The following is a 19,795-nucleotide window of genomic DNA, read 5'->3' as shown; positions in this document are numbered from 1 at the left end:
CCCAGGGCAAGATCGAACGCTTCTGGCAGACCCTGAACAAGCGCCTCGCCACCCGGCCAGCCGACACCCTCGCCCACCTCCAGGACGAACTCGACGACTTCCGCGACTACTACAACAACGACCGCCCTCATCGCGGCATCGGCCGACAGACCCCCGCCCACGCCTACCAGCTCATCCCCCCGGCGACCCCCACCCCGCCCGGCGACCCCGACCTGTGGCGAGTGCGCTACGACACCGTCGACCGCGACGGAAAGATCAGCCTGCGCCACAGCGGCCGCATGCTGCACCTCGGCATCGGCCGCGCCCACGCCCGCACCGAGATCACCTGCCTGGTCCACAACGACCACGCCACCGTGCTGGACGCCTCCACCGGCGAGATCCTCAGCGAACACACCCTGAACCCCGCACACACCTACCAACGAAAAAACGGCTGAACCCCCGTCACCGGGGGTTCAGCCGTTCACGATGTCCTGGGACATCACACGAGTGGAGCTAGGGGGATTCGAACCCCCGACCTTCTCATTGCGAACGAGACGCGCTACCAACTGCGCCATAGCCCCATGCTCCCCGGCGGGCCGGTGAGCGAAGAAAAGTCTAGCATCGCGCGGACCCCGGGCCAGCGCCTCGATCCGTGTCCTGCGTCATGGCCGCACGGCCGTCGAGGCAGGTCCGGCACCCGGCCGCGGGCGCTGCCCGAACACTCCCCGGGAGCGACCGGAGCCCGGCCGACGCACGTCTCGCGGCGGTCAGGCGCCCTTCGCGCGACGGCGTGCAAGTGCCGCGTCGAGGTCGAGCACGGGTGCGCGCGGCGTCCCCACGGGAGGGGCGTCGGCGCCGGACCCGGCGACGACGCTCCCGGACGAGGCCGGCCGGGTCGGGCGCAGCGGCACCCGGGCGGACGGGGCCGCCGGCGGGGAGAAGGAGGGAGCGGTGCGGCGCTGGAGCCCGGCGCCGTCGTCGGCCCACCGCGAGGCGGGCACCGGCACCGGGGTCCAGGCGTCGGGCGCCTCGTTCGCCAGGAACGGGCGAGCCGGGTGCTGGTCGCCCTCGGGCGCCTCGGTCGGCTCGTCGGCGTCGTCCCTCGCATCCGCGCCTGCCGGCCCATCCTCGGCCCGGTCGGCCGAGCCGGTGTGCTCGTCGCTGTCGGCGGTGAGCCGGGCGGCGGCGACGGTCGCCCAGGTCCGCGAGGCGACGTCGTCGAGGCGGGCAGGCGCCGGAGCCTGGCCGGCACGCGCCGGTGCTCCGACGGCGTGCGCCGCCGCGCCGCCGGTGACGCTCCCCGGCACGCCCGCGACGTCCTCGTCCTCGAGCGGAGCCGCGGTGAGCTCGCCCGGGCGATCCCCGGAGGCGGGCTCGGCGGCGGCCTGCTCGAGCAGCCCGACCTCGCGCGGACGGCGGGCCAGCTCCTTGAGCTCGCCGTCGATGCGTCGGATCTCCGCGCGGTCGATCGAGTTGAGCGTCCGACGCTCCCCCGCAGCGCGCACGGACAGCGCCACGACGCCGGCGAGCAGCACGCTCGGCACGATCGCGGCGGCGAGGTTCCAACCGGCGTAGTGCACGAGGGCCCAGGCCGCGACGGTCAGCAGCCCGAGGACCACCTGGTACATCGTGCGGCGGTTGCGCGCGGCGTCGCGCCTGCTCATCCGGGCGGCCCGCTGCGACCTGGCGTGCGCGAGGTCGCGTGCACGCCGGGCCGGCTCCGAGAGGCGGGGCTTGATCGTGCTCATGGCGCGTGACTCCGGTCCGATGGGCAGCAGTGGCGGGGCGGTGGGGCGATCGGTCGCGCTGCGCGCGAGCCGACCGGGGTGGCCGGGCGAGGCCCGGCCGCGACGGCCGCCGTCGCCGACGGTCGCCAGCACCCGCAGCCGGTCCGAGTGCCGGTCCTCCAGCCGCGTCGCGGCCATGAGGCGCCGACGGTCCGCGACCGCGGGCAGCGCGTAGACCAGGAGCATGATCACCGCCGCAGCGAGGACGTAGCCCTGAAGATCCACGGATCCCACGCTAGGTCGGGCCGCGCCGGAGTCCGGGGAGGCGCGCGGACGTGAGGGGGACCGCAATCCGTTCATTTCCGCCGGATGCACCACCTCGCGTCGCTATCCTGCCGAAGGCCCCTCATGGGGCGACGAGCGAGGCGCCCCCGCCCCTCGCCGACCCGATCGACGAACCGAGGAGCACCCCCACATGCGCAGTACCACCAGGAGGATGACCGCGACCGTCGCGCTCGCCGCGGCCACGGCCCTCACGCTCGCGGCCTGCGGCGGCGACGACGCCGAGGAGACGACCCCCGTCGAGGAGCCCACCAGCGAGGAGGCGCCCGAGGAGGAGACCACCGAGGAGGCCCCGTCCGAGGACGAGGAGTCGGAGTCCGACGAGACCCCGTCCGACGACGCCGCCGCGGAGTCCCCGAGCGAGTCCGAGAGCGACGAGGCCCCGTCCGACGGCGCCGACGCGTCCGGCGGTGCCGGTTCCGCGGCGCCCTGGGCCAACGAGGTCACCGAGGACGGCGAGCTGCTCGGCACGATCGAGGCCGGCGACGTGACCGTCGACGTCTACCAGGTCGGCACCGGCCAGGCGACGCGCTCGAGCGTGTGGGCGGACCCGGACACCGAGGAGCCCATCGTGGCTGAGGGCGACGAGGTCCTCATCCTCAACTACGTGGTGACGAACAACGGCGACCCGATCAACCTCACCTACGGCCTCGTCGACGCCGGCCTGTCCTATGACACCTGGCCCTACATGCAGCAGCCGTCCGTCGCGGACAGCGACCTCCTGGAGGAGAACGGCGTCAACGACAACGGCGTCAACAGCGACTCCCTCGGCGAGGACGTTTACACCCTCGGCAGCGGCGAGCAGTACTCGGTCGGCGAGGTCATGCTCTACCAGCCCGGCGAGGCCTTCACGATCGAGGTCTCCTTCGAGCCCCGCGACGACGCCGGCGAGCGCCTCGGCGAGGACTTCGAGGGCGAGCTCACCGGCACCGTCGAGTAGTCGGTCCCGGCGCCCGTCAGGCGCCGACCACCTCCGGCCCCGTCCCGCTCCCGCGGGGCGGGGCCGGACCCGTTGCGGGGCCGGACCCGCCCCGGTGCACGTGGCGCAGCACGGCGCCCGGGCCCGGGCCGAGGTCGCCCGCCAGGAGCGCGAAGGAGCGATGGTCGCGCCAGTCGCCGTCGACGAACATCAGTCCGCGGCGCCGCCCCTCCTCGGGGAACCCGAGCTTGGCCACGACGCGCAGGCTCGCATCGTTCTCGGGCCGCACGTCGATCTCCACGCGGTGCATGCCGAGCTCGTCGACGAGGTGGTCGGCGACCAGTGCGACGGCGCGGGGCGCGACCCCCCGACCGGCGACGTGCCTCGAGACCCAGTAGCCGATCGACGCCGACCAGGAGGACCCGCGCGTGATCGGCTGGGCGGTCACGGCCCCGACGAGCTCGCCCGCCACCTCGACGACGAACGGCAGCGCGTCCCCGGCCCGCGCGGCCCGCCGGTGGGCGACGATCTGCTCACCCACGCCCATGGTCCGCCCGGGCGCGGGTGATCCGGCCATCCACGGCGACAGCCACTCGTGGTTGGCACCGAGCAGGGCCTGCCACCGGCGGCGGTCCCGACGACGCAGGCCGCGCAGCACGAGGTCGTCGTCGACCAGCCGGACGGGCCAGGTGGCGGGATCGGGCACGCACCGAGCGTAGGCCCGGGCGTGCGGGGATCCGACCGCGGCACCGGTTCCGCAGGCACCTTCGCGCACGGTCCACCACCGCGTCCGCCGGGGGCGAAACGGACCGAACTTCCCGTCCCCAGCCCGCGCCGGACCAGCCGATCCTTGGCATCATGGTGGCCATGCACCGGCGCATCCTTGACCTTCCGCGCGTGGACCACCTCGAGGTCGACGACGCGAAGCAGCTGCTTCGCGAGGCCGTCCGGGAGCACCGTGGTCGGCAGCCGGACACCGGGCGCGCACGCGCGGGGCTCGACATCGCCCGACGCGTCCTCCCCCTGCTCGACGGCGCACGGACGGTCGCGCACCACGTCGCACGGCCCTCCGAGCCCCCCTCGCTCCCGACGATCGAGACCCTCCACGAGACGGGCGTGCGCATCCTGCTGCCCGCCCTCGGTCCGGGGCTCGCCCGCGCCTGGGCCGTCTACCGCGGCACCGACGACCTCGCCGAGCGCGCCCCCGGGCGCCCCCTCGAGCCGTCGGGCGCCCCGCTGCCGTCGGAGACGATCGCGGAGGCCGACATCGTCATCGTGCCCGCCCTGGCCGTCGACCGGCACGGCAACCGGCTTGGTCAGGGCGGCGGCTGGTACGACCGCGTCCTCAAGCTCATCGGGCCCGAGACGGCGGTGTGGGCGGTCCTCTTCGACGACGAGCTGGTCGAGACGACCCTGCCGCACGGGCCGCAGGATGTGCGCGTGACCGGCGTGGTCCAGCCGTCCGGCACGACGAGCCTCCTGCCGCCCGACGACCCGTACGAGGCGACGGCCAGCGGCGGCACGGCTCCCGCCCGCGGCGCCTGACGCCGCCGGCCATCGCCGCCACCCCCGCGGCGGCTGCCCGCGCGGGGCCCCTCAGCCGCCCGGGGTCAGGACGAGGCGCTCCTCCTGGGCGTCCTCGACCGCGGCCCGGCTGAACGCCCACGGGAACGTCTCTCCCTCGGCCCACGCCTGCGCCTGGTCCGTGTAGTGGCCCGAGGCCGGGTGACCGCTCGTCCCGGAGGTCGTCACCCACGTCGAGGCGTCGAGGTCGGCCATGTCGACGACCATCCGCATGGACGGCCCCGCGGTCACCTGGTAGCTGGGGCGGCCGTACTCGTCGCGCGCGGAGGCGCTGTAGCTCGTCGCGTTGACGACCGCCGAGCCGCCCGGCACGCCGACCGGTTCGGGGTTGACGTACCGGCGCACGAGCCCGGGCACGCCGTCGCCGCCAAGCACGGGGTGCTGCGGGGCGAACGTGTGCAGGTCGCCCCACCGCCACGTCGTCGGGTCCTTGCCGAGGCGCGCGGTCAGCTGGTGGCGGCCCTCGACGAGCGCCTCGCCGAGGATCTCGTCCCGGGTCTCGACGACGTTGACGGTCGTGCGGTCGTCCCAGTGCCGGGCGGAGGGCTCGGCGAGCATCTGCTCGAGCACCAGGAGCCACCGCGCTCCGCCGTCCGGCGCCTGGGCGTCGGGGAGCTCGTCCCCGAGCGTCATCGACAGGATCTCGACCCACACGGCGTTGAAGTAGGCCGCCCCGGCGGAGTCGACGTCGTTCGGGTACCCCTCCTCCGCCCAGCTCTCGAGGAGGTCGATGGCCTCGAGCACGAACGGGTCGGTGACGTCGACCTCGAGGAGGTAGGGCACGACGACCTCGCCGAACGGGCTGGCGTCGTCGAGCATGATCTCGTTCGCCCCGTCCACGGTGAGCGGCTCCCCCTGCGCGATCCGTTCCTCGAGGAGGGTGCGGATGCGCTCGGACCGGTAGCCGGCGTCGTAGTCGCCGGTGAGGAACGGGTCCGCCTCGAGAGGCTGGACGGCCTGGTTCGCCGCGACGACGAACCCCTCCTCGGGGTTGAGGGCCGCCGGCATGTCCGCCGGGTCCACGTATCCCTGCCAGTCGTAGCGCTCGTCCCAGCCGGGGCGCGGCCAGGAGCCGTCGGCCGGCAGGTCGCCCTCGGGAACCTCTCCGCGCACGGGGATCCGTCCGGGCGCCTGGTAGCCGATGTCCCCGTCGGCGGTGGCGAAGACGATGTTCTGGCTCGGGACCTCGAACAGCTCGGCGGCCGCGGCCACGTCCTCGGCGTCCTGCGCCCGGTTGAGGGCGAACACCGCGTCGCCCGTCCGGCCCGGGGTGAGCGCGGTCCACTGCAGGGCCACCGAGTAGCCCTCGAAGTGCGCCTCGGGGGAGCCCTCGGGCACGGGGACCCCGGCGGCGGCACGTGCCTCGCCCAGCACGTCGGAGACGATCGGGCCCGCCTCGGTGGACAGGACCTCGAGGGTCACCGGGTCTCCGCCGTCGACGAGGATCGTCTCGGTGCGCCGCTCCAGCGCCAGGCGATCCTCGCCGCGCAGGTACGTGCCGTCGGAGAACGTCCGCTCGAGGGTGAGGTCCATGACGTCGGCGCCGAGGTTCGTCAGGCCCCAGGCGAGCTGGTCGTTGTGGCCGATGATGACGCCGGGCATCCCGGCGAACGAGAAGCCGGTGACGTCGAACGTGCAGTCGGCGGTGAGCTCCACGCAGTGCAGGCCGACCTGGTACCAGAGGTTGGGCTGCTCGAGGCCCAGGTGCGGGTCGTTGGCGAGGATCGGCTCGCCGGTGGCCGTGTGCTCGCCGGACACGACGAACGAGTTCGACCCGATGCCGTCGCCCTCCCCGAGCAGCACGGGCACCGCGTCCAGGGCGGACCCGGCGCTGACGACGGCGGCACCGGCCCGGTTGGCCGTCAGCGGGGTCGAAGGGCCGGTCGTGCCGGCCAGCGGGTCCGCGCCGACGGTCCCGGGCGGGAGGTCGCTGCCGGACCGGCCGGACGCGTCGGTATCGGTGTCGGTCGCGTCGGCGTCGTCGGTGGGCGACTCGTCGGCGGGCGCGTCGGAGGGGCTCTCGCCCTCCCCGTGCGCGTCGGACGGGGACCCGGCGGAGTCGCCACCCTCGGGGAGGATCGGCGCGTGCTCGTCGGCGGGGTAGTCCGGGAAGAGTCCGTCGACCACCTCGACGTCGCCGAACATCGGGCGCAGGGCGGAGGCGCGGGCGACCTCGTCGTCGTAGTTCCCACGCAGGTCCCACGCCATGGCCTTGAGCCAGGCGAGCGAGTCGACGCCGCTCCAGGGCTCGACGTCCTCGACGTCGGTGCTCAGGGAGAGCACGGTGTACTCCAGGCCGAGCCGAGAGGCCTCACGGTCCTCGACGTACGCGTTCACGCCGTCCGCGTAAGCGGTGTACAGGGTGCGGGACTCCTCGCTCAGGAGCTCCCACTCCTGCTCCGCGACGTCGCGCCAGCCCATCGTGCGAACGACCATGTCGGCATCGACGGCGGCGGGAACGTCCCCCACGAGCTCCGCCAGGCGGCCCGACGTCACGTGCCGTCGGTAGTCCATCTCGAAGAACCGGTCCTGGGCGTGGACGAACCCGAGCCCGGCCATCAGGTCGGCGTCGGTCTCGGCGTACAGGTGCGGCACACCGCGCTCGTCGCGTAGGACCTCCACCTCGCCGGTCAGGCCGGGTACGCGCTGCTCGCCCCCGTGGTCCGGCAGCGGGCGACGGACGAGGAACGTCACGACCGCGACCAGCGCCACGGACACCACGAGCGCGACGACGAGGATGCTGACGAGCGCCGTGCGCCACCGGGAGGTCGAGGATCGTGCTGCCACCGCACGAGCGTATGGTGCGCCCCTCCTTCGGCGACGCAGGTCACTGCGCGAGTCGACCCCCGGCGCTAGCATTGGCACTCGATCGGGCGGACTGCTAACCACGCCCCACGAGACCGGAGGTCCAGCAGGTGCCCACGTACGCCTACCGCTGCACGATGTGCAGCCACGAGCTCGAGGCGAAGCAGTCCTTCTCGGACGACGCCCTGACCATCTGCCCCGAGTGCGGCGGGAACCTCCGCAAGCTCTTCAGCTCGGTGGGCGTCGTGTTCAAGGGCTCGGGCTTCTACCGCACCGACTCCCGTTCCGGCTCCGGCTCGTCCGCCTCCGGGACGTCCTCGTCGGCCGCGGCCACCTCCGGCTCGTCCGACACCGGGTCCGCGCCCTCGACGGCGGCGCCCGCCGCGTCGGCCTCGACCTCCGCCGGCAGCGGCTCGGGGGCCAAGGCGTCCGCCACGAGCTCGGCCTCGTCGGGCTCCGCCGCCTGACCACTCCCCCGGCGCACAGCCGCGCGCCAGGACCGGCCGTCCACAGGTCCTGATCGTGCGCGCTCGCGGCGCGGCGGGCGGCTCCTAGCGTCGGGGCATGCCGAGAGCCGCCTCCCCACCCTCGCGCAGCGCCGAGGCCCGACTGCGGCGGGGTGCGTGGCGCTGGCGCCACGCCGTCGCCGCCGTCTGCCTGGCCGGCGCCGTCTCCGTCGTCGTCGGGGAGCTGAGGCCCGAGCCGCCCCCCACTACCTCCGTGGTCGCCCTGGGCACCGACCTGCCCGCCGGTCACGTGGTCGAGGCGGGCGACCTCGAGGCCCTGGACCTGCCCGACGGGGACATCCCGGCCGACGCGCTGCACGATCCCGACGTGGTCGTCGGCCGACCGCTCGCCGTGCGCCTGGCCGAAGGCACCGTCCTGGGGGAGGGCATGCTCGCCGGCGCGAGCGTCTCGGCGGCGCCCGGCGAGGTCGTGGTCGCGGTCCGGATCGCCGACGACGGCAGCGCGCATCTCGCCGAGGCCGGGCTACGCGTCTCGCTCCTCGCCCCGCCCGCCGACGGCGGACCGGCACGGACCGTCGCCGAGCAGGTGCTCGTCCTGGGCGCCGTCGAGGAGGAGGAGAGCGGTCTTCTGGCGTCCGGCGAGACCGACATCACCCGAATGTATGTTTCTGCAAGCCCTGACACCGCTACTGTCCTCGTTGGCTCAAGTGCGTGGACCCCGTTGAGCGTCGTGCTCGGACCGAGCTGACCAGGGGGCCTGCGTGGGCCTGGCGCCACCCGCCGCCACGTTCGCGTTCCCCCCAGCCCTATCAGCGCAGATCCTCGGAGGTCAGCATGCTCAACGGATTCAAGGAGTTCATCTCCCGCGGCAACGCCATCGACATGGCGGTCGGCATCATCATCGGCGGTGCGTTCACGCCGATCGTCACGGCCATCACCGACAGCGTGCTCCTGCCGCTCATCGGCGCGATCTTCGGCGAGCCGAACTTCGACACCATCGGCCAGTTCGTCGTCAACGGCGCCACCATCTCGCCCGGCACGATCGTCACCGCGCTCGTCAACTTCCTGCTCATCGCCGCCGCGCTGTACTTCGCGGTGGTCATGCCGATGAACAAGCTCGCCGAGCGCCGCAAGACCGACGAGGAGGAGCCGGAGGAGAAGGCCGACGACGTGCTCGTCCTCGAGGAGATCCGCGACCTCCTGCGCACCCGCAGCGCCTGACCTGCTCGGTCGCGGCCGCCCGCCGGCCGCACCGACGAACGGCCCACCGCCCCGCCGCCCGGGCTGGTGGGCCGTTCGCGTCGGCGCTCAGATCCGGCCGAAGTGCGGAGGGATCTCCCGCAGGAGATCGGCGTCCGCGCGCGACGGGCCCGGCGATGCCGTACCCGCGGAGGGCGCGTCGTCGTCGACGTCCGGCTCGGGCGCGCCGAGCGCGTCCTCCGCGTGCGCGATCTCCCCGGACTCCAGGCGCCGCCGGTCCGCCGCCGAGAGCGCGATGACGCGCCGCCGGCGTCCGCTCACCGCCCGGTCCCGTCCGGCGCGGCGTCCGGCACTCCGTCCGGCGCCTCGCCTGTTGCTTCGCCCGTCGCCGCGTCCGGCTCCTCGTGCGGGCGGACCACCGGTCCCGACTCCGCCTCGGTGGCGGGCGGGAGGTGGGCGTCGTCGGGGACCGGCGGCTGGACGCCCGACACGCCGCGACGAGCCTCGACCTCGTCGAGCACGACGCGAAGGAGCCGGTCCGCCTCGGCCTGGGGGTCGAGGAAGACGGACACGGTGAACGCGCGCTCGACCCGCCACCCCGCGCGTGCGAGCACCGCCCCGCGGTCGAGCCGGCGGCGCAGGCTGTGCTCCCCCGCGTCCTCGCCGGCGTCGGTGAGCACGGCGACGAGGCGCTGGCCGGGCAGGTCCGGGTGACCGAGCGCGACGGGGACGTCCACCGCACCGCGGAGGCCCTCCTCGACGACGATGCCGAGCGCGCCCAGTCGGCGCACCAGGTCACCGAGGATCTCGTCGTCGCCACCCCCCGAGGCGTCGTCCACCGCGGCGTCGTCCACCGCGGCATCGCCCGACGAGGCGTCGACCTCCGCGACGTCGCCTACCGAGGCGTCGCCCGTCGCGGCAGGGTCCGGCCCCTGGACCTCGCCGCCCGCCAGCTCGAGGAGCTCGGCGAGCATGTGCGCGCCCTCGTGGTGCACGCGCGCGCGGTCGATCGCTCCGGGAGCGATCGTCGACACCACCACGAGGGACTCGCGGGGCGCGGCGAGCGCGGTCACCATGCGGGTGCGGCCGTCCGCGCCCGAGAGGTCGCCGAAGCGGTGGATGAACCGGCCGTGCGCGTTCGCACCGAACCCGACCGAGAGCACCACGACGTCGCGGCGCAGCCCGCCCGCGTCGGCCAGGTCCGCGACGACGAGCGGCTCGACGAGCCGCGGGTCCAGGGCTGCCTCCAGCGCCGGGTCGTCGGCGGCGGCGTGGGCGAGCGCCTCGCGCAGGCGGGAGGCGTGGCGCGGGGAGGGCGTGACCACCGCGACCGATGCCAGCGGCGCGGCGTGCACCTCGCGCCGGACGACGTCGACGACGCCACGGACCTCGGCGTCGACGCTCTCGACCACCTCGGAGCCGGGCGCGGGCGTGCCGTACCCCTCGACGAGCTCGAGCCGGACACCCCCGTCCGTGCGCACGGACGGGACGGGGGCAACCACCGACTCGTACCCGTGGGCGGCGAGCAGCAGGGCCGCTCCGGGGACCAGCGGGCCGCGCACGGCGGGCAGCTCCACGGCGGGCAGCACCTCGGCCAGCGCGTGCGTGGCGCCGCCCTCGTAGCGCCGGGTGTCGCCCACGACGACGACCTGCCGGGCGCGCCCGGCCACGGAGACGGCCTGGGCGAGCGGCAGCTGCTCGGTGCCGTGGAGGACGACGAGGTCGGCCGTGGGCCCCGGCGGGATGGTCTGGGCGACCAGGAGCGGAGCTGCGGCCCGGACGGGACGGATCGTCGGCGCGACCTCGGGGTGCTCCGCGAGGGCGCGCCCGAGCGTGGCGCCGCGGTCCGCGGCGAGCTGCTCCCACAGGTGGGCGGCCTGGGTGCGGTGGGTGCGCACGGCGCGGCGCAGGCGCGTGGCCGCGGCGGAGCGCACGGCGGGCACCAGCGTGGCGCGCTGCTCGGCCTCGCGCCGTTCGAGATCGGCGAGGTCCGCCGTGAGCGCGGCGGGGTCCCGGCCCGCGAGCGCCGGCTCGTCGGCGAGCACCTGCTCGAGGACGGAGCTCCACCAGGCGAGGTCGAGCTCGTCGGCGACGAGGTCGTCCGGCACGGCACGCTCGGCGAGGTCGTCGACGAGCTCGCCGAGGCCCTCGGCCCGCAGCTCGTCGATCAGTCGGGTCCGCTCCGGCAGGGTGCGCAGCGCCGTCGTGTCGGCCTCCAGCGCGTCGACGCGGCGTCGCAGGTCCGCCAGCGGCAGGTCCTCGAGCGCCTCGTCCTCCTCGTGGCGTGCGAGCAGCGAGCCGAGCGCGGCCACGTCCTCGCTCGTCTCACGCTCGAGCTCGCGGACGTCCGCGAGGCCGTCCGGCAGCCGGGGCCAGCCGCCGCCGGTGGAGTGCCGGCGCCAGATCTCGCGCTGCTCCTGCACGCGCAGCAGCTCGGCGTGCAGGTCCGCGACCGACCGACCGGGCCGGACGAGGTCGCGCGCCTGCCGCGCGAGGCGGCGACGCATCCCGGCCGACATCTCGATCTCCTGGGTGCGCCGCGCCTGCCGCGGCGCGGTCGCCGCCACCATGTCGGCGGCCGAGTGCTCGAAGATCTGCGGGAGGAACACGTCGAGCGCGTCGGCGACGCCGTCGAGCATCGCGAGCTGCTCGCGCCATTCCCGCAGGGTGGTGGCCTGCCTGAGCCCGGTCTGCACGGCGGTGCTCTGGACGAGGTCGTCCACCGCGGGCAGCTCCACACGAGTGAGACGCTGAACGCGCTCGAGGGCGTCGGCCGCCTGCTTGTTGGTCGTCAGCCGCGAGCCGTACCAGGGGGTGCTCGAGGGTCGCAGCGTGAACGCCCCCAGCGCCGCGGCCCTCGAGAGCCGGGCGGCGGCGCCGGAACGGGCGTCGCCGCGCAGGGCACGCAGGTCCTCGCCGGAGATGCGGGCACCCGTACGCGGCCCCGGGGTGCGTGCGGTGAGGCGGGCGAGCGCCTGCAGAGCGTCGAACAGGGAGACGCCCCAGCCCTCGTGGCGGCGGTGCAGGGAGTCGAGCTGCTCGCGCACGACCGCGCGCGTGGCGCGCAGCTCCTCACGGGTCCGGGCGACCGACGTCTCGTCGACGACGACCGCGGGCGCCTCCATCCCGCGCCGGACCGACCGGGAGGCCTCCTCCCGCCATCCCCCGTCGGCACGCAGGTCGAGCACGAGCTCGCCGAGGCCGAGCTCGTGGAGATGGGCGACGGTCGACCGGCCCGTGCGGCGGTCGCCCGGGACGTAGGTGACGGTCCGGCCGTCGGCCGCCGAGGCGGCGAGGATCGCGGCGACCACCCCGACGTCGTCGGACCCGGGGGGCGCATCGACGACGAGCTGGTAGCCCTGCGTGACGAGCCGGACGGCGCGCTCCCCCGCCACCTCGACGTCGCCGACGGCGCGCTCCTCGTCCGGGTCGGGGTCGGTGCCGTCGTCCGGCGGTGGGAAGATCGCCAGCCGGTCGCGCGCCTCGAGGTCGCCCGCCAGGGCCGCCACGACGTCGGACGCCGCCAGGTGGGGGACCATCGCCTTGAGGTCCTCGACGGCGACCTGCCCGGGATGCAGGAACGTCCCGACGACGACGCGGTCCTCGATCTCGAGACCGGGCAGGTACTGCGCGGCGAGCTCGGCGAGGCCGGGGAGCGCCTCGCGCTGGCTGGAGGCCGGACCGAGGGGCGCGAGGTGGTCGGCGACGTCGCCGGGCAGCCCGGCCTCGGTCAGGGCGCGGGCGAGCACCGGGTTGAGCTCGACGGTGCGCTCGAGGGTCAGCTCGACCTCGCCGTCGGCGGAGACGGGCTGGAGGCGGACGCCCCGAAGGAAGACGGGCGTGCGGATCGTGCGGGCCAGGGGGGCCTCGACGCTCTCGTCGGGGCGTCGACCGGCCGGCGACGCCGCCGGGTCGAGGTCGGCGTCGTGCTCAACGCCGTCGACGACCGGCGGCGGGAGCGCCGACCAGGTGGCGACGCCGGTGGCGAGGTAGGTCGGGGCCACGCCGAACCGCTGGGCGAGGTCCTCCGCGCGGGCGCGCACGCCCCGCGCGTGCTGGTGGGCCGCCGCGGAGGCCTGTCGCTCCCGCACGAGGTTCGACAGGCGCGTGGGCCGGCCGGCGTAGAGCTGCGCGGTACCTCCGGGGTGCGCGTGGGTGAGATCGAGGACGGCCTCGCCGAGGTCGTCGTCGTCGCCCAGCCCCTCGGCACCGAGCGCGGTGAGGTCGGCGACCCACTGCTCGACGGCGCGGGCCACGGTGGCGGTCCTGCTCGACCTGCGCGTCCCGGCCTGCGCGTACCCGGGCCCGGTCCCCGTCCCCTCCCCACCGGCCGGGGCGCCGGCGGAGCGCTGCTCGGTGGTCGCCGGGGCCCCGTCCGGGCCCGCGTCGACGCGGTCGGGACCCGGGGTCGCGCGGGACGCGTCGTCGGCGCCGGCCCGGGCCGCGTCCCGCGTGCGCGAGCGGTCGCTGTCCCGGCCGCGGCGGAAGGGCGGGATCGGCGGAGGCGTCATTCCTCCAGGGTAGGCGGGGCACCGCCGCGGGGAGCGCAGCACGGGCGCCGGGAGGTGGTGGTGTCGCGGGCTGCCGGACGACGGCGTCGGGTGCGGACACAAGAACGGAGCGTGACGCGCAGGGGGGGCAGGCGTCACGCTCCGTCAGACACCCATTGTGCCGATACCGACGGCTCCGCGCAAGCCTCCATTGCAGGACCGGCGTCACACCCCTTCGCAGGACCGGCGTCACACCCCTCCGACGAATGCGCAAGACATATTTCGCAAGATGTCTTGCGCAATAGTTCTTTAACATCTACGTTCGGGCTCATGACCTCCACGAACAACGAGCGGATCCATGACCCCGAGCGCATCCGAGGCATGGCGCACCCGCTGCGCCTCGAGCTCCTCGACGTGCTGCACGAGCTGGGCGAGGCGACGGCCACCGAGTGCGCCCGACGCGTGGACGAGTCGGTGGCGAGCTGCTCCTTCCACCTGCGCACGCTCGAGAAGTACGGCTACGTCGAGCGCGCCGAGCCCCGGGGCCGCGAGAAGCCGTGGCGAGCCGTCCACCGCTCGTTGAGCACCGCGGCCAGCCCGGACGTCCCCGGCTCCCTGCACGCCACCACCGAGCTGGCCACCATGAATCTCCGGCGCCGGATCAGTCAGTTCGCCGCCGTGATCGAGCGGCTCCCCCACGAGCCGGACGAGTGGGTCGACGCGACGAGCCTGTCGACCGCCGACGTGTGGCTCACCGCCGCGGAGACGGTCGAGCTCCGCACGCAGCTCATGGCGCTGATCGACCGGTACGAGGAGCGCACGACCGACCCTGCGACGCGCCCCGCGGGCGCGCGCCGCGTGCACCTGACGACCACCATCCACTCCGACCCACCCCGGGAGACGTCGTGACCGGGCCGCGCACCGCACCTCGCACGGGCCGAGGGCCGGCCGCCCTGGCCCACCGCGGCTTTCGCCGGCTGAGCGTCGCGTGGGTGTTCACCAACCTCGCCGACAGCGCCCTCTACCTCATGATCGCCGTCTGGGTGAAGGAGCTCACCGGGTCCGACGGCGCGGCGGCCGCCGTGTTCGCCGCGCTCGGGCTGCCGGCCCTCGTCGCACCGCTGCTCGGCCAGCTCGTCGACCGCTTCTCACGGAGACGGCTCCTCGCGTTCACCAACGTCGTCATGGTCCCGATCATCCTCAGTCTTCTGCTCGTCGGCGGCCCGCGCGACGTCTGGCTCGTCTACGTCGTGACCTTTCTCTACGGGGCGACCGGCTACGTCACGGGAGCCGCGCAGTCCGGCCTCGTCCGCGACCTCCTCGACGACGAGGAGCTGCCCGGCGGGAACGCCCTGCTGAGCACCGTGGACCAGGCCTTCCGCCTGATCTCGCCGCTCCTGGGCACGGGGCTGTACGTGGCGGCGGGACCGCAGGCGGTCGTCGCCGTCACCGCGGCCGGGTTCGCGGTGAGCGCCGTCCTCCTCGCCCGCCTCGAGGTCACCGAGACGCCGGCCGAGCAGGCGACGGAGAGCTACGTCGCCGAGCTGACCGCGGGCTTCCGGCACGTGGCCCGGACGGCTCCCCTCGGCCCACTGACCATCGCCATGGCGATCACGATCGGGGCCACCGGCCTGTCCAACGTCGTCGTCTTCCCCGTCATGGAGCAGGGTCTGCGGGTCGACCCCGAGATGCTCGGCGCGCTCGTCAGCATCCAGGGCGTCGGCGCCCTCATCGGCGGAACCACCGCGGCGCTGCTCATCAAGCGCCTGGGCGAGCGCCGCACCATCACCCTCGGCATGCTCGCGCTGGCGGTCGGCATGTCGGCGCTCGTGTTCGCCGGCACGCTCGTCGAGCACCTCGGGCAGGCCCTCGGTCTCGTCGTCGTCGGCGCGGGTCTCATCGTCGTCGGTCTCAACCTCCCGTGGCAGATCGTCGCCTTCGTCACGCTGCGCCAGCGCCTCACGCCGCCGCGCATGCAGGGGCGTGTCGCCGTCGCGACCGGCGTCGTGCTCAACCTGCCGCAGACCCTGGCCACCATGGCCGGTGCGGCGATCATCGGCGCGATCGACTACCGGTGGCTGATCGTGACGACCGTGGTCCTCGTGCTCGTCGGCGCCGCGACGTCAGCGGCTGCGGACCGGCGGCGGACGGGTGCGGGCCGCACGCCCACCGCGGGGTCGGCCGGCGAGGCCGGCACGCCGGCGGCGCGCACGCTCGGGCAGGCGCCTCCGGTGGCGCGCACATGAGCGTGCCCGGCGCACGCAGGACCTGCGTACCGGGCCGGTGCCCTCGGGCGGATTCGAACCGCCGACACCCGCTTTAGGAGAGCGGTGCTCTATCCCCTGAGCTACGAAGGCGGGGAGGTGGCGGTCAGTTTATCGCGGGTCCGCGCCGCCCCCGGCGACGCTCCTGTGAGTCGGACGACGCCGGGACGGTCCGGGCCCGGCGCCGCCGGGGTCCGCCACGGGTGTCCGTTGCGGCCCCGCGTCGGCCGGCCGCGGTGCCGCCCACATCGCGGCCCGGACTGACGGGAGCCGCACCCGTGTGGCAGGGTTCACGACAGGCGCAACGTCGCGCCACGACGATCGGGGGGTCCGATGAGCGCAACCGTCCGCACCACGGCGACCGCACTCGCGGTCGAACGCGTCCTGGACGCGCCGATCGACGCGATCTGGCGGATCCTGTCGGTCCCGGCCCTGCACGTGGCCGCGGACGCGAGCGACATGCTCCGGGGCGCGCGGTCCCCGCGACGGATCGAGGCACTCGGCGACCGGTTCACGATGGACATGCAGCAGGGCCAGGAGGGTCCCCACTACGTCACGGTCAACACCGTGAGCGACTTCGTGCCCGGCCGTTCGATCGGCTGGATCGTCAACGCCCCGGACCGACCCCTGGGCTGGGGCTGGCGCTACGACCTCACCGCCGTGGGTCCGGCGTCGTCGCGCACGCTCACGCGCCTGACGTACCACTGGGGCGACGCCGACCCCGACGCCCTGGCCTCGATCGGCTCCCCGATGCCGGCCATCCCCGCCGAGGTGCTCGAGCGCAGCCTCGAGCTGCTCGAGGTCGAGGCCGCGCTCACGCCCCCACCCGACGACGGGCCGGAGGCCGCCCTGCTTGCCACCGGCTCCCGGCCGGACGCGCCGGTGCCTGCTCGGCCGCCCGAGCGCTGATCGCCGTGTCCCGTGACGCCTCCCGGCTCGCGCGGAACTACGCCCCGCTCGACGTTCGCCTTGTCCGGGCCGAGGGGGCGTGGGTCCAGGGCGACGACGGCCGCCGCTACCTCGACCTCCTCGCCGGCTACTCGGCCCTCAACTTCGGCCACCGGCACCCCGCGCTCGTCGCCGCGGCACAGGCGCAGCTCGACCGCTCCACGCTGGTCTCGCGCGCCTTCGACCACGACCTGCTCGAGCCGTTCGCGGCGGCCCTGACCGCGCTGACCGGCACCGAGATGATGCTGCCGATGAACACCGGCGCCGAGGCGGTGGAGTCGGCGATCAAGGTGGCACGGCGGTGGGGCGCCCACGTACGCGGCGTGCCGCCGGACCGCGCGACCATCGTCGTCGCCGAGAACAACTTCCACGGTCGGACGACGACGATCGTCTCCTTCTCCACGGACCCGGTCGCCCGCGACGGGTACGGGCCGTGGACCCCGGGGTTCCGGCACGTGCCGTTCGGCGACGCCGACGCGCTGGCCGGCGCCGTGGACGAGGACACCGTCGCGGTGCTCCTCGAGCCCGTCCAGGGCGAGGCCGGCGTGATCGTGCCGCCGCGCGGCTACCTCACCGCCGCGCGCGAGATCACCGAGCGGGCGGGCGCCCTCCTCGTGCTCGACGAGATCCAGTCCGGCCTCGGGCGCACGGGCGCGACGCTCGCCCAGGACCTGGAGGGCGTGCGGGCGGACCTCACCACGCTCGGCAAGGCGCTCGGCGGCGGGATCCTGCCCGTGAGCGCCGTCGTCGGGCGGTCGGACGTGCTCGGCGTGCTCACGCCCGGGAGCCACGGGTCCACGTTCGGCGGCAACCCGTTGGCGTGCGCGGTGGGGCTCGCCGTGGTGGACCTGCTGCAGGACGGCAGCATCCAGGCGCGGGCGGCCGAGCTCGGCGAGGTGATGGGCGCCCGGCTCGACGCGATGGTGGGCACCGGCCTCCTGGCCGGCGCCCGTCGCATCGGCCTGTGGGCCGGGATCGACGTCCCGGAGGCCCTGGGGGCGGACGGCCACGACCTGAGCGTCGCGCTCGCCCGGCACGGCGTCCTGGCGAAGGACACGCACGGCAGGACCGTGCGTCTCTCGCCGCCGCTGACGATCGACGCGGCGGACCTCGAGACCGCGCTCGACGCGCTCGAGAGCGCCCTGGGCGAGCTGGCCGCCGGCTGACCCGCGCCGAGCTGGCCGCCGGCTGACCGCGGCCCGGGGTCAGGTGGCGTCCGCCGTCAGCCCGGCGTCCGTGACGCGGGCCGGGGTGACGATCACCGGGCAGGTCGCGTGCGAGAGCACCCCCTGCGAGGTGGAGCCCAGCACGAGACCGGCGAGACCGCCGCGGCCCCGGCTGCCGACCGCGAGGAGGTCGACCTGCTCGGAGATCTCGGCGAGGACCACGCCGGGGTTCCCGTCCACCGCGCGGCGGTGCACGGTGATGTCCCGGCCGTCGAGCAGCGGGTCGACGACCTCGTCGATCGACATCCGCACGTCCGCGAGGATCTCCTCGTGGTCCACGGTCGAGGGCAGCCAGGCCATCGCCGAGGCACCCGCCGTGAGCGGGACCGCTGCGACGGCGTGCACCTCGGCGCCGAAGGACTCCGCCAGGTTGAGGGCGACCGTCACGGCGAGGCGGGCGGCGGGCGAGCCGTCGACCCCGACGGCGATCCGCCGGATCGGGACGAACGGCTCGTCCCGGGCCGAGGGGACGACCACGGCCGGGCTGTGGGCGTGCGCCGGCACGGCGGACGGCACCGCGCCGAGCAGCCGGTCGGTGAACCCGCCACCACCGCGCGTGCCGCACACGACGGCCCGGGCGCCCTTGGACAGCTCGATGAGCACGCCCGAGGGGTCGCCCGGGTCCACCGTCGTGCGCACCGGGACACCGTGGTGTGCCACGCGGGCGGCGGCGTCCTCGACCACGGCCTGCGCGCCCTCCCGCACCGTCGCCTCGTCGATGACGACCGTCCCTGCCCGGCCGCTCGCGATGTAGCTGGGCAGGCGGTAGGCGCAGACGATGTGCAGCCCGAGCCCGCGGACCTTGGCCACCGCGGCGGCCCACTCGAGGGCCCCGAGGCTGATCTCCGAACCGTCGACCCCGACGACGACGTCCTGTGTCATGACGCTCACCCTTCCTCGACGCGTGCGTGGCCCCATTGTGCCGCGCAGCGGGGCCGAGGGGGACGGACGAAGGTCACGATCCGGCGGCCACGCCGGGAACGACGGCGCCCCGCCCCGCTCGAGGCGGGACGGGGCGAAGCGTCGGGCTCGCGTCGGGCGTCAGCCCACGCGGATGTAGGTCGGAGCGCCGAGCCAGGAGTTCGGCCCGATGCGGGTACCCATGCCCTCGTTCCAGGCCCCGATGTTCTGTCCGTCGCCGATGTAGATGGCGACGTGGCCGGGCGTGTAGATGATGTCGCCCGGACGCGCCTGCGAGGCGGGCACGCGGGTGCCGGCGGAGAGCACGGCGGCCGGCGTGCTGCCGACCTCGTGGCCGAGCTGGCGGTAGACGTAGCTGACGAAACCGATGCAGTCCCAGCCGGACGGGCTCGTGCCGCCCCAGACGTAGGGGGCACCCTGGTACTGGAGGGCGATCGAGACCGCGGCGCTGCCCGAGGCGCTGGCCGCGGGGGCCGGGGCCGGCTCGGCGGCGGCCTGCGTGGCCGCCTCGGTCTGGGTCTCGGCCTGCGGCGCCGCCTCCTCGACGGCGGGCTCCGGCGCCTCCGCGCGCTCGTCGGTCCGGGAGGCCGCGGCCGCCTCGCGCTCGACGGGCTCCGGCTCCGGCTCGGGGGCCGGCTCCGGCTCCGGCTCCGGCTCCGGCTCGGGGGCCGGGGCAGCGTCGGCGGTGCCGAAGACGCTGGCGGTCTCGACGTCGTACGTGGCGTCGGCGGCGACCGTCAGGGCGGCGTTCGTCGGGACCACGCGGTCGGAGACCTGCGAGATGCGCTCGGTGGACTTGGAGCCGGCCTCGACCGCGGGGTCGGCGGCGGCGGAGGTCGCGGCGACCGCGACGATCATCGAGGCGGAGACGGCCGCGAGGGCGGTGCGGCGCGCGGGGAGACCCTGGAACGTGGTGGTCATGG

At 75.1% G+C, this 19,795-nt stretch carries 17 protein-coding genes and 2 tRNA genes; 10 read left to right on the top strand and 9 right to left on the bottom strand.

Annotation, left to right across the window (positions count from 1 at the left end):
* Positions 1 to 434, top strand: a 434-nt coding sequence (locus ACPYO4_RS05145; protein ID WP_425708139.1) for an integrase core domain-containing protein, incomplete at its 5' end; no start/stop codon positions are given.
* A 53-nt stretch (positions 435 to 487) separates the two neighbouring features.
* Here ACPYO4_RS05145 and ACPYO4_RS05140 read toward each other — a convergent pair.
* Both ACPYO4_RS05140 and ACPYO4_RS05135 read right to left on the bottom strand, forming a co-directional pair.
* Positions 488 to 560: transfer RNA gene (locus ACPYO4_RS05140), tRNA-Ala, on the bottom strand.
* Between the two features lie 186 nt (positions 561 to 746).
* Complete coding sequence (locus ACPYO4_RS05135) at positions 747 to 1,991, bottom strand: hypothetical protein (protein WP_425708138.1); 1,245 nt, start codon at positions 1,989 to 1,991, stop codon at positions 747 to 749.
* Between the two features lie 211 nt (positions 1,992 to 2,202).
* Between ACPYO4_RS05135 and ACPYO4_RS05130 the strand changes: the two genes are divergently transcribed.
* Positions 2,203 to 2,988, top strand: a complete 786-nt coding sequence (locus tag ACPYO4_RS05130; protein WP_425708137.1) for a hypothetical protein — start codon at positions 2,203 to 2,205, stop codon at positions 2,986 to 2,988.
* Positions 2,989 to 3,004: 16 nt separating this feature from the next.
* Here the strand turns inward: ACPYO4_RS05130 and ACPYO4_RS05125 are convergent, their stop codons facing one another.
* Positions 3,005 to 3,673, bottom strand: a complete 669-nt coding sequence (locus ACPYO4_RS05125; protein WP_425708136.1) for a GNAT family N-acetyltransferase — start codon at positions 3,671 to 3,673, stop codon at positions 3,005 to 3,007.
* A gap of 152 nt (positions 3,674 to 3,825) precedes the next feature.
* On the opposite strand from ACPYO4_RS05125, the gene ACPYO4_RS05120 reads away from it, so the two are divergent.
* Positions 3,826 to 4,512, top strand: coding sequence for a 5-formyltetrahydrofolate cyclo-ligase (locus ACPYO4_RS05120; protein WP_425708135.1), 687 nt, complete (start codon positions 3,826 to 3,828; stop codon positions 4,510 to 4,512).
* Between the two features lie 51 nt (positions 4,513 to 4,563).
* Here the strand turns inward: ACPYO4_RS05120 and ACPYO4_RS05115 are convergent, their stop codons facing one another.
* Positions 4,564 to 7,338, bottom strand: coding sequence for a penicillin acylase family protein (locus tag ACPYO4_RS05115; RefSeq protein WP_425708134.1), 2,775 nt, complete (start codon positions 7,336 to 7,338; stop codon positions 4,564 to 4,566).
* 128 nt (positions 7,339 to 7,466) lie between these two features.
* Between ACPYO4_RS05115 and ACPYO4_RS05110 the strand changes: the two genes are divergently transcribed.
* From ACPYO4_RS05110 to mscL, 3 genes are all read left to right on the top strand, one after another.
* The gene (locus ACPYO4_RS05110) at positions 7,467 to 7,823 is read left to right on the top strand and encodes an FmdB family zinc ribbon protein (protein WP_425708133.1); all 357 of its coding nucleotides are present in this window, start codon (positions 7,467 to 7,469) and stop codon (positions 7,821 to 7,823) included.
* Between the two features lie 97 nt (positions 7,824 to 7,920).
* Positions 7,921 to 8,571: an SAF domain-containing protein gene (locus ACPYO4_RS05105; RefSeq protein WP_425708132.1), complete on the top strand. Its 651-nt coding sequence runs from the start codon at positions 7,921 to 7,923 to the stop codon at positions 8,569 to 8,571.
* A gap of 86 nt (positions 8,572 to 8,657) precedes the next feature.
* Positions 8,658 to 9,044, top strand: coding sequence for a large conductance mechanosensitive channel protein MscL (gene mscL / locus ACPYO4_RS05100; protein ID WP_425708131.1), 387 nt, complete (start codon positions 8,658 to 8,660; stop codon positions 9,042 to 9,044).
* 87 nt (positions 9,045 to 9,131) lie between these two features.
* Here mscL and ACPYO4_RS05095 read toward each other — a convergent pair whose 3' ends face one another.
* The gene (locus ACPYO4_RS05095; RefSeq protein ID WP_425708130.1) at positions 9,132 to 9,344 is read right to left on the bottom strand and encodes a hypothetical protein; all 213 of its coding nucleotides are present in this window, start codon (positions 9,342 to 9,344) and stop codon (positions 9,132 to 9,134) included.
* Positions 9,341 to 13,534, bottom strand: a complete 4,194-nt coding sequence (locus ACPYO4_RS05090; protein ID WP_425708129.1) for a hypothetical protein — start codon at positions 13,532 to 13,534, stop codon at positions 9,341 to 9,343. Before ACPYO4_RS05090 ends, ACPYO4_RS05095 begins: the two co-directional genes overlap by 4 nt.
* A 309-nt stretch (positions 13,535 to 13,843) precedes the next feature.
* On the opposite strand from ACPYO4_RS05090, the gene ACPYO4_RS05085 reads away from it, so the two are divergent.
* Complete coding sequence (locus ACPYO4_RS05085; RefSeq protein ID WP_425708128.1) at positions 13,844 to 14,422, top strand: ArsR/SmtB family transcription factor; 579 nt, start codon at positions 13,844 to 13,846, stop codon at positions 14,420 to 14,422.
* A complete protein-coding gene (locus ACPYO4_RS05080; RefSeq protein WP_425708127.1) occupies positions 14,419 to 15,759 on the top strand; it encodes an MFS transporter in 1,341 nt (446 codons plus the stop codon). Before ACPYO4_RS05085 ends, ACPYO4_RS05080 begins: the two co-directional genes overlap by 4 nt.
* A 38-nt stretch (positions 15,760 to 15,797) precedes the next feature.
* Here the strand turns inward: ACPYO4_RS05080 and ACPYO4_RS05075 are convergent.
* Positions 15,798 to 15,870, bottom strand: a tRNA-Arg gene (locus ACPYO4_RS05075).
* Positions 15,871 to 16,110: 240 nt separating this feature from the next.
* Here ACPYO4_RS05075 and ACPYO4_RS05070 point away from each other — a divergent pair.
* Both ACPYO4_RS05070 and rocD read left to right on the top strand, forming a co-directional pair.
* Positions 16,111 to 16,686 carry a hypothetical protein gene (locus ACPYO4_RS05070; protein ID WP_425708144.1) on the top strand — a complete coding sequence of 192 codons (576 nt, stop codon included), beginning with the start codon at positions 16,111 to 16,113 and terminating at the stop codon, positions 16,684 to 16,686.
* Complete coding sequence (gene rocD / locus ACPYO4_RS05065; protein WP_425708143.1) at positions 16,683 to 17,891, top strand: ornithine--oxo-acid transaminase; 1,209 nt, start codon at positions 16,683 to 16,685, stop codon at positions 17,889 to 17,891. Before ACPYO4_RS05070 ends, rocD begins: the two co-directional genes overlap by 4 nt.
* A 39-nt stretch (positions 17,892 to 17,930) precedes the next feature.
* Here rocD and ACPYO4_RS05060 read toward each other — a convergent pair whose 3' ends face one another.
* Both ACPYO4_RS05060 and ACPYO4_RS05055 read right to left on the bottom strand, forming a co-directional pair.
* Positions 17,931 to 18,833: a universal stress protein gene (locus ACPYO4_RS05060; protein ID WP_425708126.1), complete on the bottom strand. Its 903-nt coding sequence runs from the start codon at positions 18,831 to 18,833 to the stop codon at positions 17,931 to 17,933.
* Positions 18,834 to 18,992: 159 nt separating this feature from the next.
* Positions 18,993 to 19,793 (bottom strand): C40 family peptidase, encoded by an 801-nt coding sequence (locus tag ACPYO4_RS05055; RefSeq protein ID WP_425708125.1) that lies wholly within the window; start codon positions 19,791 to 19,793, stop codon positions 18,993 to 18,995.
* Between the last annotated feature and the right edge of the window lie 2 nt (positions 19,794 to 19,795).

The sequence above is a fragment of the Georgenia sp. Z1491 genome (genome assembly GCF_049856175.1).
In the GTDB taxonomy this organism is placed as follows: Bacteria; Actinomycetota; Actinomycetes; order Actinomycetales; family Actinomycetaceae; genus JB111.
Note: the sequence above shows the minus strand (reverse complement) of the source record. Positions and strands in the feature narration are given on the sequence as shown.

Coding starts and splice junctions, on each gene's coding strand:
- ACPYO4_RS05105 (WP_425708132.1), top strand. CDS start 7,921: ATGCCGAGAGCCGCCTCCCCACCCTCGCGCAGCGCCGAGGCCCGACTG.
- ACPYO4_RS05060 (WP_425708126.1), bottom strand. CDS start 18,833: ATGACACAGGACGTCGTCGTCGGGGTCGACGGTTCGGAGATCAGCCTC.
- ACPYO4_RS05130 (WP_425708137.1), top strand. CDS start 2,203: ATGACCGCGACCGTCGCGCTCGCCGCGGCCACGGCCCTCACGCTCGCG.
- mscL (WP_425708131.1), top strand. CDS start 8,658: ATGCTCAACGGATTCAAGGAGTTCATCTCCCGCGGCAACGCCATCGAC.
- ACPYO4_RS05070 (WP_425708144.1), top strand. CDS start 16,111: ATGAGCGCAACCGTCCGCACCACGGCGACCGCACTCGCGGTCGAACGC.
- ACPYO4_RS05055 (WP_425708125.1), bottom strand. CDS start 19,793: ATGACCACCACGTTCCAGGGTCTCCCCGCGCGCCGCACCGCCCTCGCG.
- ACPYO4_RS05085 (WP_425708128.1), top strand. CDS start 13,844: ATGACCTCCACGAACAACGAGCGGATCCATGACCCCGAGCGCATCCGA.
- ACPYO4_RS05090 (WP_425708129.1), bottom strand. CDS start 13,534: ATGACGCCTCCGCCGATCCCGCCCTTCCGCCGCGGCCGGGACAGCGAC.
- ACPYO4_RS05120 (WP_425708135.1), top strand. CDS start 3,826: ATGGTGGCCATGCACCGGCGCATCCTTGACCTTCCGCGCGTGGACCAC.